This window comes from Paraglaciecola sp. MB-3u-78 (genome assembly GCF_002835935.1).
GTDB lineage: Bacteria > Pseudomonadota > Gammaproteobacteria > Enterobacterales > Alteromonadaceae > Paraglaciecola.
This window is the reverse complement of record NZ_PJCF01000002.1, coordinates 220,707-234,040: the sequence shown is the minus strand read 5'-3', so window position 1 is coordinate 234,040 and position 13,334 is coordinate 220,707. Positions and strand designations below refer to the sequence as shown.

General features: G+C 40.3%; 15 protein-coding genes. 13 read left to right on the top strand and 2 right to left on the bottom strand.

Annotated elements, in window-relative coordinates; translation table 11 throughout:
- Window positions 1-6: 6 nt before the first annotated feature.
- Entirely contained in the window at window positions 7-390 is a 384-nt protein-coding gene (gloA, locus tag CXF95_RS02785; RefSeq protein WP_232787608.1) for a lactoylglutathione lyase, read from the bottom strand.
- Between the two features lie 277 nt (window positions 391-667).
- On the bottom strand, window positions 668-1,210 hold the full coding sequence (locus CXF95_RS02780) for a GspH/FimT family pseudopilin (protein ID WP_101197292.1): 543 nt from the start codon (window positions 1,208-1,210) through the stop codon (window positions 668-670).
- Between the two features lie 209 nt (window positions 1,211-1,419).
- Here CXF95_RS02780 and nadE point away from each other — a divergent pair, with 209 nt between their 5' ends.
- The 13 genes from nadE to CXF95_RS02720 all read left to right on the top strand — a co-directional run bounded on the left by nadE (window position 1,420) and on the right by CXF95_RS02720 (window position 13,297).
- Window positions 1,420-2,253: an ammonia-dependent NAD(+) synthetase gene (gene nadE, locus CXF95_RS02775; RefSeq protein WP_101197291.1), complete on the top strand. Its 834-nt coding sequence runs from the start codon at window positions 1,420-1,422 to the stop codon at window positions 2,251-2,253.
- Window positions 2,254-2,291: 38 nt separating this feature from the next.
- Window positions 2,292-2,630 carry a nitrogen regulatory protein P-II gene (gene glnB, locus CXF95_RS02770; RefSeq protein ID WP_101197290.1) on the top strand — a complete coding sequence of 113 codons (339 nt, stop codon included), beginning with the start codon at window positions 2,292-2,294 and terminating at the stop codon, window positions 2,628-2,630.
- Between the two features lie 186 nt (window positions 2,631-2,816).
- Complete coding sequence (locus CXF95_RS02765) at window positions 2,817-3,350, top strand: hypothetical protein (protein ID WP_101197289.1); 534 nt, start codon at window positions 2,817-2,819, stop codon at window positions 3,348-3,350.
- An 82-nt stretch (window positions 3,351-3,432) separates the two neighbouring features.
- Complete coding sequence (locus CXF95_RS02760; RefSeq protein WP_101197288.1) at window positions 3,433-4,281, top strand: DUF692 domain-containing protein; 849 nt, start codon at window positions 3,433-3,435, stop codon at window positions 4,279-4,281.
- On the top strand, window positions 4,281-5,027 hold the full coding sequence (locus CXF95_RS02755; RefSeq protein ID WP_101197287.1) for a DUF2063 domain-containing protein: 747 nt from the start codon (window positions 4,281-4,283) through the stop codon (window positions 5,025-5,027). Before CXF95_RS02760 ends, CXF95_RS02755 begins: the two co-directional genes overlap by 1 nt.
- A 254-nt stretch (window positions 5,028-5,281) precedes the next feature.
- Window positions 5,282-5,404: a hypothetical protein gene (locus CXF95_RS31070; RefSeq protein WP_255418878.1), complete on the top strand. Its 123-nt coding sequence runs from the start codon at window positions 5,282-5,284 to the stop codon at window positions 5,402-5,404.
- A 48-nt stretch (window positions 5,405-5,452) separates the two neighbouring features.
- Window positions 5,453-5,989, top strand: a complete 537-nt coding sequence (gene apt / locus CXF95_RS02750) for an adenine phosphoribosyltransferase (protein WP_101197286.1) — start codon at window positions 5,453-5,455, stop codon at window positions 5,987-5,989.
- A 9-nt stretch (window positions 5,990-5,998) separates the two neighbouring features.
- A complete protein-coding gene (gene dnaX, locus CXF95_RS02745) occupies window positions 5,999-8,518 on the top strand; it encodes a DNA polymerase III subunit gamma/tau (RefSeq protein WP_101197285.1) in 2,520 nt (839 codons plus the stop codon).
- Between the two features lie 44 nt (window positions 8,519-8,562).
- Window positions 8,563-8,889, top strand: a complete 327-nt coding sequence (locus CXF95_RS02740; protein ID WP_101197284.1) for a YbaB/EbfC family nucleoid-associated protein — start codon at window positions 8,563-8,565, stop codon at window positions 8,887-8,889.
- 52 nt (window positions 8,890-8,941) lie between these two features.
- Window positions 8,942-9,541 (top strand): recombination mediator RecR, encoded by a 600-nt coding sequence (gene recR / locus CXF95_RS02735; protein ID WP_101197283.1) that lies wholly within the window; start codon window positions 8,942-8,944, stop codon window positions 9,539-9,541.
- Between the two features lie 528 nt (window positions 9,542-10,069).
- The gene (htpG, locus tag CXF95_RS02730; protein ID WP_101197282.1) at window positions 10,070-11,992 is read left to right on the top strand and encodes a molecular chaperone HtpG; all 1,923 of its coding nucleotides are present in this window, start codon (window positions 10,070-10,072) and stop codon (window positions 11,990-11,992) included.
- 189 nt (window positions 11,993-12,181) lie between these two features.
- Window positions 12,182-12,826 (top strand): adenylate kinase, encoded by a 645-nt coding sequence (gene adk, locus CXF95_RS02725; RefSeq protein WP_101197281.1) that lies wholly within the window; start codon window positions 12,182-12,184, stop codon window positions 12,824-12,826.
- Window positions 12,827-12,907: 81 nt separating this feature from the next.
- Window positions 12,908-13,297, top strand: coding sequence for an MAPEG family protein (locus CXF95_RS02720; RefSeq protein WP_101197280.1), 390 nt, complete (start codon window positions 12,908-12,910; stop codon window positions 13,295-13,297).
- Window positions 13,298-13,334 lie beyond the last annotated feature (37 nt).

Here is a 13,334-nt window from a genome sequence, read left to right as displayed (position 1 = left end):
TTCACTTTATTTACGTTCAATTAATTCGATAGCATAACCATCGGGATCACGCACAAAAGCGATCACTGATTTGCCGCCTTTTACTGGACCCGGCTTACGGTATACATCTGCACCTTGTTGCTCAATAAATTCACATATGGCATAGATATCATCGACTCCGATAGCGATATGACCAAAGGCATCACCCATATTGTAGTGTTCTTTGCCCCAGTTATAGGTTAGCTCCAACACAGTTGTATCGGACTCTTCACCATATCCAATAAAGACCAAAGTATATTGGTACTCTTTGTTTTCACTTTGTTTTAGCAGTTTCATACCCATAAGCTTGGTGTAAAAATCAATTGAGTTTTGAAGGTTGCTGACCCGCAGCATGGTGTGTAGTAACCGCATATTCATCCCTTTTTTAGTTTTGAGTAATAGTTGTTGATGTCTATTAGTGAAGGATCTGACCATAGTAGGCCAATAATAGGAACAGAATATGACAAGAAGGCAGTTTTTTATAGGTTCTTTAGTTTCGATTTAGCTTATTTGCTTTGATGCAGAGCATTCTAGGTTATTGATGTCGCTGAGTGGACTTGATGTGGACTAGAAGAGGGATTAAGTTGTCATGAGTCATTAGCTACACATAATCTGAATCTAGGATTATCAATTAAGTTAGCTATGACGCTTAACAAGACAGTTCGGTACCTGAAGCATTTTCGTTTATGCCATTTCTGTCACTGTCGTTACTCATTTTAACCCTTCCTTGCAAGGTAACAGACAAAGAGCGAGCATATTCTGCTTCTCCATCTTTATGACAAAGTAAAATTTCAGTGGTTTCATTGGCTTCACCTGTTCCGGTAAACTTAATGATATCGGTTGTGTTGGTCATCAAACTAGTCGAAGAGGTGGCACCTATAGTGACTAGTAATTCTTCTGAGTCACCTCGAATAGCGTTATCGTCTTCATCAATAAAAACTATTTTGGGATCATTCCAGTCTGTTGAGCAGATAGAGTAATCTGCAGACGGGCATACCACGACTTGTGCTTGTTCATCTATTGCATGGTGTCTGGCATACTGGATCAACGAACTTGTTTCGTTAATTTCTGCGACAACCCGATTTTTTATTAATATGCTTTGAATACTTGGGCCGACAAATGTCAGGATTATTGCAATAATGGAAACAGTGATCATTAACTCAACCAGTGTGACACCTTTTTGCTGTTTCATGTTATTCACTCCAATGTTTGTTGTACCAAGATAAACTATTTTTGAGATGTTAGGGTATGAAATAGTTATCAAAGGTTAGGATTAACATACACATGTTGATAATATTAAACTGAAGTTACCTTTCCAGTTATAAACGCTAGAGAGTCATAATGGCGGAAACACCAGCCTAGCTGAGTTTTTTGATTGGCATGACATTATTGAGGTGAAAAATGCAAACGAGTACTGTGATAGAACAAATGCGGGTTTTACCTAAAATCGATGTTCATTATGAAGTTGAGCGTCGCGTCAATTTTATTAAATCTCAGCTTATTAGTAGCGGGATGACAGTTTTAGTTTTAGGTATAAGTGGGGGAGTCGATTCTTGTACTTTGGGAAAATTATCTCAACTTGCCGTAAACCAACTAAACCAAGAATATCAAAAACACTATCAGTTTATTGCTGTCAGATTGCCATACAATGTGCAAGCAGATGAGGCTGACGCCCAAGCCTCAATAGATTTTATTCAGCCAAGTCAACATATTGCAGTGAATGTCCAACCAGGTGCAGATGCGATTGATCAACAAACACGTTTAGCGCTTGATGCTGTTGGGTTGCTTACTGGTAGTGAAAGTAAGTGCGATTTTGTCAAAGGTAATGTTAAAGCACGTACCCGCATGGTGACGCAATATCAAGTCGCCGGTTTACTAGACGGGTTAGTTTTGGGGACAGACCATTCAGCAGAAAATATTACAGGTTTTTATACCAAGTATGGGGATGGCGCATGCGATCTTGCTCCTCTATTTGGTCTAAATAAACGCCAAGTAAGACAGGTTGCTGAATTTTTAGGTGCGCCGCAAAATATTATCTATAAAGCGCCAACAGCCGATTTAGAAACGTTAGCCCCACAAAAATCTGATGAACAGGCTCTCGGAATGAGTTATGACCAAATTGATGATTTTTTAGAGGGTAAAGTAGTAGCAGACAATATTGCTGAAAAACTGGTCGCTATCTTTGAAAAAACGCAACATAAACGCGTCCCCATTCCAACCATATATGACCAGTGATTTTTTAAATTAATAAGCCAGACTAATTGAGACATAAAATGAAAAAAATTGAAGCGATAATTAAACCGTTTAAATTAGATGATGTTCGCGAGGCATTGTCAGAAGTGGGTATAAGTGGCATGACTGTCACCGAGGTAAAAGGTTTTGGTCGGCAAAAAGGTCATACAGAATTATATCGTGGTGCTGAGTATAACGTTGATTTTTTACCTAAAGTTAAAATCGAATTGATAGTTGCAAATGAACAACTGGAGCGTTGCATTGAAGTTATTATGAACACCGCACAAACTGGAAAAATAGGTGATGGGAAAATATTTGTATCTGATGTAGAGCGGGTTATTCGCATACGTACCGGTGAAGAAAATGAAGAGGCGGTTTGATACAAAAAAGCGCCCTTTACTTTAAATAGGTCATTCATCTGAAAAAACAGTGGTTCATCGAAAAGATATTTGTTTGGGAAAAAACTGAAATAATAATTAATGCTCTTAGGTCTAATGTACTGAAACCTGACTACAATGTTTAATAATCGTTTTTTGATAGACTAATAATTTTAAAGGAAATCTAATATGCAACAAATTAAAAAAACAGCAATCGCCACTGCACTTGGTGCAGTTGTTATCGGCTCACTTACTTCTATTAGTGTTCAAGCTAACACTAACCCGTTTAGCGTTCATTCTTTAGAATCTGGCTATATGCTCAGTGCCGAAGAAGGCAAATGCGGCGGTGATAAAGCCGGAAAAGCGGCTAAAACCATGGAAGAAGGCAAATGTGGCGGTGATAAAGCCGAAAAAGCAGCCAAAACCATGAAAGAAGGCAAATGTGGTGAAGGCAAATGCGGCGGTGATAAAGCCGAAAAAGCAGCCAAAACCATGAAAGAAGGCAAATGTGGTGAAGGCAAATGCGGCGGTGATAAAGCCGAAAAAGCAGCCAAAACCATGAAAGAAGGCAAATGTGGTGAAGGCAAATGCGGCGGTGATAAAGCCGAAAAAGCAACCAAAACCATGAAAGAAGGCAAATGTGGTGAAGGCAAATGCGGCGGTGATAAAGCCGAAAAAGCAGCCAAAACCATGAAAGAAGGCAAATGCGGTGGCCAAGCTTAATAACTGATTAAGATTTAGCTAAATGATAAAGGCCGGCTCATGTCGGCCTTTTTCTTAGAAAAAGTTCAGGGTGACCAATCTAATGACGAATAAACATCTTTCAGGGGTAGGCTTAGGTTTACGGCGAGAAATGCTCGATGAGCTATTACCTGATATTCCTACTTCTGTGGATTTTTGGGAAGTTGCGCCCGAAAACTGGATCCCTCTTGGGGGAAAGTATCAGAAAAACCTCAACCAATTTACCTCTGTCGGTAACTTTGTTAGTCACGGTTTGTCTTTGTCTATCGGCAGCCCTGAACCCCTTGATATCAAATTTGTAAAAAGCGTTAAAACGTTTTTAGATAGACATCAAATTTTGTATTACAGTGAACATTTAAGTTACTGTTCGGGTCAAGGCCACATGTATGATTTGATGCCTATTCCATTTACCGAAGAAGCAGTCAAACATGTAGTCGAGCGGGTTAAACAAGTACAAGATATTATCGAGCGGCCATTGTTGTTAGAAAACGTGTCTTATTATGCCGCACCTGGACAAGATATGAGCGAACAAGAATTTACATTGTCGGTGCTTAATGAGTCAGGTTGTTTGATGTTGCTGGATGTGAATAATATTTACGTTAATTCCATTAATCATGGTTACGATCCCGAGGCTTTTTTGGCCGCTATGCCCAGCGGTAAAATTGTTTATGGACATATCGCAGGGCACTATGACGAAGCGGATGATTTAAAAATTGATACTCACGGTGCAGATGTGATTGAACCTGTTTGGCAATTACTTAAAAAGGCCTATGAAATTCATGGTGTGTTTCCGACTTTGTTAGAAAGAGATTTTAATATTCCGCCCATTAATGAATTGTTAGTGGAAATGGAAAAAATTAGAACAATTCAGCAGCAAGTGTCTTCCCAACAACCTAAACAATTTAGAGCCTAATGAAGTCTTTCCAAGTTATCCAGCATGATTTTATTCAGCATATAAAAAACCCTCAAGCTAATCCGTTTGCTGGTGATATCGAAGACAGACGTTTAAAAATCTATCAAGAGTTATTTTTTAACAATATTTTGGGTTTTCTTAGCTCAGGATTCCCCGTCTTGGAAAGTTTGTATTCTGAACAACAATGGCAAGCCCTAGCACGAAAATTTTTTATTGAACATGAATGTCGTTCTCCTTACTTCATTGATATCAGCAAAGAATTTGTAGAATATTTAAGCAGTGAATACGAATTAGACGAGTTCGATCCAGTCTTTATGGGCGAATTAGCCCATTACGAATGGCTAGAGTTAGATGTTAGTGTGCGTCAATCGAGTCAAATAGCTAAAGCATGGGATGGACATTCACAGATAACCCAAGTTCAAATGTCAGACTTAGCTAGCTTGGTGAGTTACCAATATCCGGTTCATCAAATAAGTGCTGATTTTCAACCCACACAGGCTAATGAGGTGGTGTATCTAGTGATTTATCGAGATACCACAGACGAGGTGAATTTCACTCTAGTTAATGCGGTATCTGCACACTTGTTAAATATCATTACGCAACAAGGCGTGGCAACCACTGATTCGCTCACTAAAACTATGATTGAAGCCATGCCGCAACTTGAGGTTCAACAAATCACTGAATCACTTCAACAAGTACTTCAGCTGTTGTTGCAACAACAAATATTAGTTCCTGCAGACAAATAGCTCTATAACCTTTGAACCTAAGTGTTTGTCGGCTTCACTTATTCGCCCTAATCGTTAACACACTTCGTACTTAGCGCACTAATATCATGGTGTCTTATGCACTCACCGTCGCCATGTAGCGCCATGATCTTGAGTCTAGACATCACTGGTCTAGCTTTTTAGGACTATCAATTTATGAAACTTTGGATTAACATCTGCGCCTTAATTGTAGTTGATAAATAAGGGTGCATACCCTTAAAGTTTGGAGTGCAGTAATGCAAGATGATAACAGTCCCCACGACCCATTTAATTGGGGCTATTTGATTGCCGCCTTAGTTGTACTGCTAGCTTTGCCATTAATGCATGTCATAGTGGGTTGGTTCGTTTTTTACCTTTAATATCCGTAACTACTCTACTTATCTTATTACTAAATTACGGGGAAATTCGTGCCCGCCGAATATATAAAATCGGTTATTAAAACCGTTCCTAATTACCCCAAACCTGGGATCATGTTTCGTGATGTGACCTCAGTTTTAGAAGATCACAAAGCCTATTCAGCCACTATCGAAATATTATTGAAGCATTATGCGCCAATGGGTTTTGATAAAGTAGCGGGTACCGAAGCCCGTGGATTTCTGTTTGGCGCACCTTTAGCCATAGAGTTAGGTATAGGATTTATTCCTGTGCGTAAGCCAAATAAACTGCCTCGGGAAGTGATTAGCGAAAGTTATGAACTTGAATACGGTACTGACTGTTTAGAGATCCATAGAGATGCAGTGAAGCCCGGCGAAAAAATATTGATGTTGGATGATTTGTTAGCAACTGGCGGCACCATGATCGCCACGGCTAATTTGCTCAGACGCTTAGGTGGTGTAGTTGAACACGCAGGTTTTGTTATTTCTTTACCGGAACTCGGTGGCGTTCAAAAACTCACCGATTGTGGTGTCACTAGTTTTTCTATTTGTGAATTCGATGGCGAGTAACTAAGTAAGATGAGTTATCAAGTTTTAGCAAGAAAATGGCGACCTAATCGTTTTGGCGAATTAGTAGGGCAAGAACATGTTGTCACCGCTATTTCCAATGCTCTTGATAACAATAGGCTGCACCATGCTTATTTGTTCACCGGCACCCGAGGTGTGGGTAAAACCACTATTGCTCGAATTTTTTCAAAAAGTTTAAATTGTGAACAAGGGTTAAGTGCCAAACCTTGTGGTCAATGCAGTACCTGTAAAGAAATCGAGAATGGCAACTTTATTGATTTACTTGAAATCGATGCTGCATCGCGGACCAAGGTAGAAGATACCCGCGAGTTGCTTGACAACGTCCAGTACAAACCCAGCCGTGGTCGCTACAAAGTCTATTTGATTGATGAAGTGCACATGTTATCAAAGCATAGCTTTAATGCTTTGTTGAAAACCCTTGAAGAGCCACCACCTCATGTCAAGTTTTTATTGGCTACCACTGATCCGCAAAAACTACCTGTTACGATTTTATCCCGTTGTTTGCAATTTAATCTTAAAGCCTTGTCTCGTTCACAAATAAGCCAGCAATTAGATTTTGTACTTGGCGAAGAAGGCATTGAGTTTGATAAAGAAGCGCTCAACCAATTAGCTAGAGCTGCCCAAGGTAGTATGCGTGATGCGTTAAGTTTGACAGATCAAGCCATCGCTCAAGGTAATGGCGTAGTAGGGATACAAATAGTCACCGATATGCTGGGACTAATGGATAAAAACCAAGTACTAAAACTGGTTCATTCTGTGGTTCAAAAAGATAGCGAAAAAGTTATGCAGCAAGTCGAATTTATGGCTAATCAAGCACCCGACTATGGATTGGTATTGGCTGAAATCATGAGTCTGTTCCATCAAATTGCCTTAACACAGTTTGTGCCCGACGCTTGTAAGTTAGAAACTATTTCTGCCAGAGCTATTTTTCAACTGGCCCAATCTGTACCTGCTGAACAAATTCAATTGCTCTATCAAATTGCCCTGACAGGTAAAAAAGACTTACCCCATGCAGCTGATGCCAGAACCGGTCTAGAAATGACATTGTTGCGTATGCTGGCTTTTTGTCCGAATAATGTAAAACTAGATGCACTAGATATTGTCGCTTTAACGCCAGATGTTGAAGTGGTTTTACAACAACCCACTAGTCAAGCAACAGACAATGTCACATTAGGATCCTTATCTACCGATCCCATAACACATAACGCTAATGATCTGATAAATCAAAGCGAACCTTTACAAGAACCTATTGTTGAGGGTTTGGCTCTCCAAAACGGTCCGGTTGAAGTGATAGCTGAAAATAGTCCTGTGCTTCATCAAGAGTTCAGTGCTGAGCCTTCATCTGAACATTCACAAGAGCATTCACCCGAACTTTCACCTGAACCAAAACAAGATCAAAGTAGACAACCTCAGAATGATCAAGCAACACTCTCAGACGTTGAATTATTTGCTCAGCAACAAGATATTATGGCGCAGGCAGAAAATTTTGGTCATCAGCCAATAGATTATGATCAATACCAACCTGTTTCGTTGGAAGAACAGCAGTATCCTGGGTTTGATAGTGAGCATAAGCCATCGGGTTATGAAGATCATGCAATGCATACACAGCCTACTCAGGAGTCATCTCATCAGCAAACGGATACAAAACCAAATACCTCTACCGCTGAATTAATAGCACTTCGTAATAAGCTAAAACAAAGCCAACGTGAAGAGGGGGAAGGGGCTGAACAGGTAAAAAAGTCTGAAAGTTCAGCGCCATTCAATTTAGCTGCGATCCGTAAGCAAAACCAAGAAGCTGAAAATAAATCTGATGTGGCTAATGATAAAAAGCCAAGTCAGGATATACAGCCACCATCAGATCCCATTTCTGAACCACAACTCACGTCTTCTAGCGCAGATCATGTCATCGATAATATACCGCCATGGCCGGTTGAAAACGAGTCTCCCGCTTCACCAACCGAAACCCCCGTGGTTACTACTTTGCTAACAACCGCGGTCAGCCCCTTCTCAGCAGAAAAAACATTACAGGAAGCTGAGTATTTTGACTCTTATGCGCATTTAGATGAAGAAAATGTTGGGGACGTTACCTTAGAGGTAACTGCTTTTTTGCCTAACAAACAAAAAGTCCTAAAAGCGTTACAAATTGATGCATGGAGTAAGTTAATTGAAGATATGCAAGTGACTGCATTGACGAAACAATTGGCTTTACACTCTGCTTTTAATCAACAGGGTAACACTGTTAAATTGACACTTTTAGAGACTAAAGCACATCTTATTTCAGATACCGCGCAGCAACAGCTTAAAGACGCGCTTTGTTTCGCACTTAATGGGCCTATTGATCTTGAAATTGAGCTAGGGAAACCCATTAACACTCCTTATGCCTTGCAACTAAAAGTGAATCAAGTGCGTAATGAATATGCTCGGGAAGTGGTGAAAGGTGATCCCGGCATTCAATTGTTACAACAACAGTTTGCTGCCAAGGTAGATGAACAAAGTATCCAAGCTAGATAGACGGCCAAAATTAAATATTGATTATAGAGAAAGAGAGACAGGTTATGATGAAAGGTGGAATGGGGAACATGATGAAGCAGGCGCAACAAATGCAAGAGCGCATGCAAAAAAATCAAGAAGAGTTAGCCAAAACAGAAGTCACCGGTGAGTCTGGTGCGGGTATGGTTAAAGTCACTATGACATGCAGTCATGCAGTACGTCGCGTGGATATCGACTCAAGCCTGATGGAAGATGATAAAGAAATGATCGAAGATTTGGTCGCGGCAGCTTTTAATGATGGTGTGAGACGTGTACAAGAAACGACTAAAGAAAAAATGGCTGATGTGACCGGCGGAATGCCTTTGCCTCCAGGTTTTAAGATGCCTTTTTAAGCCAGTAGCTGCATGATGTTTCGATAAGCAAAACAAAAACCGTAGGTGATGGATGCAGTTTAGCCCTTTAATTAAAGAATTGATTGATGCCTTTAAGATACTACCTGGTGTAGGTCCCAAGAGTGCTCAACGTATGGCGTTTCATCTTTTAGAGCGAAATCGTCAAGGGGCGCTGCAGTTAAGTCATGTGTTGCACAATGCCATGGAACACGTCAAACATTGTGAGCAATGCCGAACCTTCTGTGAAAATAAGTTCTGTGAAATTTGTGCAAACCCTAAACGTCAAGAAAACCAAACATTATGTATTGTGGAATCTCCTCAAGATATGCTGGCTGTCGAGCAAACTCTGGAGTATAAAGGCCGCTACTTTGTATTGATGGGGCACTTATCGCCAATAGATGGTATTGGTCCAGCGGACATTGGTTTAGAGCAGCTATCCAAGATATTTGAAAACGACGATATTAAAGAAGTGATTTTGGCAACCAATCCTACTGTAGAAGGCGAAGCTACTGCACATTACATCGCACAGATGTGTAAGTCCCAAGATATCAAAGCTAGCCGTATTGCTCATGGAGTGCCTGTTGGCGGTGAGTTAGAATATATCGATGGAAATACTTTGACTCATGCTTTCGCTGGGCGCAGAGACATTTAGGTGTCTGCGAGTAAAGGACTTAGGTAAGTCATCATCTAGTGGTTTTGGCCTGCCATGACCTTTCCCCTATTGTAAGTTGCTCAATGACTTTGCAACAAGGATGTCTGACTGAGCCTTTAACAGATTCTGTGTCTCAATACCCTCAATCAAACTTTTCATATTCACTGAATTCACTAGTGTTTGCCTACACTTTCAGGTGACAGCATTATTTTCCGATTTTTTTAAAATACTCTATCAACGTTTAAGACAGAGGTGGGTATGCTATGCCAATATGCCAAAGACGAATACCGCTGTCTAAATCATCCATATTCATTTAACCCTTGCTTGGCAGGTGAATCTGCTGCAACAAACCCTCAACAATACATTTTCTGTGAGCGCAATGGCTGAACTTGTTTATTCAAGCAACATCAGCGATGCCTGTTTCGCGGCCAAATAAAAACAAATTGTGAAGTTATCCTTGAAAACTAACTAACCGACCTCATTTACAAATCATCATTTTAGTAACCACAACTTAGGAGATACTTGTCCATGGCTGAATCAGCCCATCAAGAAACTCATGGATTTCAAACCGAAGTAAAACAATTACTTCAATTGATGATCCATTCGCTTTACTCAAACAAAGAAATATTTTTACGTGAACTAGTTTCCAACGCAGCTGATGCTGCAGATAAATTACGCTTTAAAGCCTTGTCTAACGACAGTCTTTACGAGGGTGATGGTGATTTACACGTTAAGCTCAGCATCGATAAAGACGCCGGTACCATTACCATTGTCGATAACGGCATTGGTATGAATAAAGTCGATGTGATTGAACATTTAGGTACGATCGCTAAGTCTGGTACCAAAGAGTTTTTTGGTAAATTGTCTGGGGACGATGCCAAAGATTCACAGCTTATTGGTCAATTCGGTGTCGGTTTCTATTCCTCATTTATCGTTGCTGATAACGTCACAGTGCGCACGCGTGCTGCGGGCGACGACAAGGCACAAGGTGTGCAATGGGAATCAGCCGGTGAAGGTGAGTTTACTATCACCGATATTGAAAAAGCGGAACGCGGTACAGAGATCACTCTTCATCTAAAAGAAGAAGAAAAAGAATTTTTAGATGATTGGCGTTTACGCTCAATCGTGAGTAAATATTCTGATCATATTAGTATTCCAGTGAAAATGTTTAAGGAAGAAGAGCCTGAGCGTGATGGTCCTGATGATACTAAGATCCCAGCAGTTCCGGGATTTTGGGAAGCAGTGAACAAAGCGACAGCACTTTGGACCCGTGATAAGTCTGATGTGAGTGAAGACGAATACAAAGAATTCTATAAACACATATCCCATGACTTTAGTGATCCATTGACTTGGTCACATAATAAGGTTGAAGGTAAAACTGAATACACCAGCTTGTTATATATTCCAAGCAAAGCGCCTTTTGACATGTGGAACCGTGATCACAAACACGGACTTAAGCTTTATGTACAACGCGTATTCATCATGGATGACGCTGAGCAAATGTTGCCAGCATATCTTCGTTTTGTGAAAGGTTTGCTGGATTCTAACGATTTACCATTAAACGTATCTCGTGAAATATTACAAGACAACAAAGTCACTCAGGCGATGCGTCAAGGTTGCACTAAACGTGTATTGCAGATGCTTGAAAAAATTGCCAAAAATGATGCCGAAAAGTATCAGGCATTTTGGGCTGAATTTGGTAATGCCTTAAAAGAAGGCCCTGCTGAAGATTTTGCTAATAAAGATAAAATTGCTGGGTTAATGCGTTTTGCTTCAACGGATACAGATTCTGAAGCACAAACGGTTTCTCTTGCTGACTACATTGGTCGCATGCAAGAAAAACAAGATAAAATTTACTACATCACTGCAGACAACTATAAAGCGGCTAAATCTAGCCCGCACTTAGAAATCTTCCGTAAGAAAGGTATCGAAGTGTTGTTAATGGCTGATCGCGTAGACGAGTGGTTAATGTCGCATTTAACTGAATTCGATGAAAAATCCTTCCAATCTGTCACCCATGGTGCGTTAGATTTAGGTGATTTAGAAGACGAAGACAGTAAAAAGGCCTTAGAAGAAGCAGAAAAGCAGGTCGAGGGTTTAGCTGAACGAGTTAAAGCGGCATTAGGTGATAAAGTGAAAGATGTTAAATTCACGCACCGCTTAACAGACTCCCCTGCTTGTATCGTTGCAGATGAACAAGGTATGACAACCCAAATGATTAAATTGATGCAGTCTGCAGGACAACCTGTACCTGAAGCACAGTATCATTTTGAAATGAATCCTGAACATCAATTAGTTAAGTTATTAGCTGAAGTGCAAGATGAAGAGCAGTTTTCTCAATGGACAGATGTTCTTTTTGATCAGGCTGCATTGTCAGAACAGGGAAGTTTGAAAGACCCTGCTAGCTTTGTGCAAAACTTAAACAAGCTACTAGTAAGCTTAGCCAAATAGTCCCATTAAGGCTTAAGTTAATATAACAAAAACGGGCTTACGGGCCCGTTTTTGTTTAAACAGCTTAAAAGTTTGCTTAATACGACCTATGTCTTATATTTAAAGCCTTAATATTCTTGTAACATCAAAGTTGAGTGTGTAAAGTTGCGGCTTTACTTTTTAACTAAACTTTTATTCAGAGGACACAGTATGCGCATTATTCTTCTTGGCGCTCCTGGGGCAGGTAAGGGTACACAAGCCCAATTTTTAATGGGCAAGTTCGGTATACCTCAAATATCTACCGGAGACATGTTACGTGCAGCCATTAAAGCCGGCACTGAGCTTGGTTTGACTGCAAAACGCGTAATGGATGAGGGCAAACTGGTTTCTGACGAATTGATTATTGGTTTGGTGAAAGAACGTATTAGCCAAGCTGATTGTGCCAAAGGTTTTTTACTTGATGGCTTTCCTCGCACTATTCCTCAAGCTGACGCAATGCAAGATGCAGGTATCAAAATCGATCATGTTATTGAGTTTGATGTGGGTGACGAAATCATAGTTGAGCGAATGAGCGGTCGTAGAGTACACCCTGGTTCTGGTCGTGTTTATCACTTACGCTACAACCCGCCTAAGGTTGAAGGAAAGGATGATGAGACGGGAGAAGAATTGACTATCCGTCCAGATGATCAAGAACAGACAGTGCGTAAACGTCTTGGAATTTATCACGAGCAAACTAAGCCGCTAGTTAGTTATTACACTCAATTAGCAGCATCAGGTGATTGTGCGTATCATAAGATTGACGGTACTCAAGCTGTTCAAATCGTTGGTAGTCAATTAGAGAAACTATTAAGTTAGTGATACTTGATTTTAGTTTGATTGAAGCCCGCTTTTAGTGGGCTTTTTTGTGGGCTTTTATCATTTTTAGGGAAAGGTTTTATGCATACTCCAATTACTGCTTTTTATGCGGGCTTGTTGGGAATTTTGTTTTTTTATTTTTCAGTTTTGGTTGTTAAAGGCCGACTTAATAAAAAAATATTACTGGGGGACGGGGGCGATCATCATTTTCAACAGGTGATACGTGCCCATGGTAACTTTAGCGAATATACGCCTATCGTGCTTATCTTGCTTTTTGTTGCCGAGGTAAATATAAGTAACCCTATCATTTTACATCTGGCGGGCACTGCGTTGTTATCTGGGCGTTTCATACACGCTTTTGGATTACGCCGTCACTCGGGTCCAAGTTGGCAGAGAGTATCGGGAATGTTGCTGACTTTTGCATCATTGATAACGTTGTCAGTGATGAATATATTGATTTTATACCGCTAAGTAATATTTTATGGGCGATACTATTAAATATAAAAAA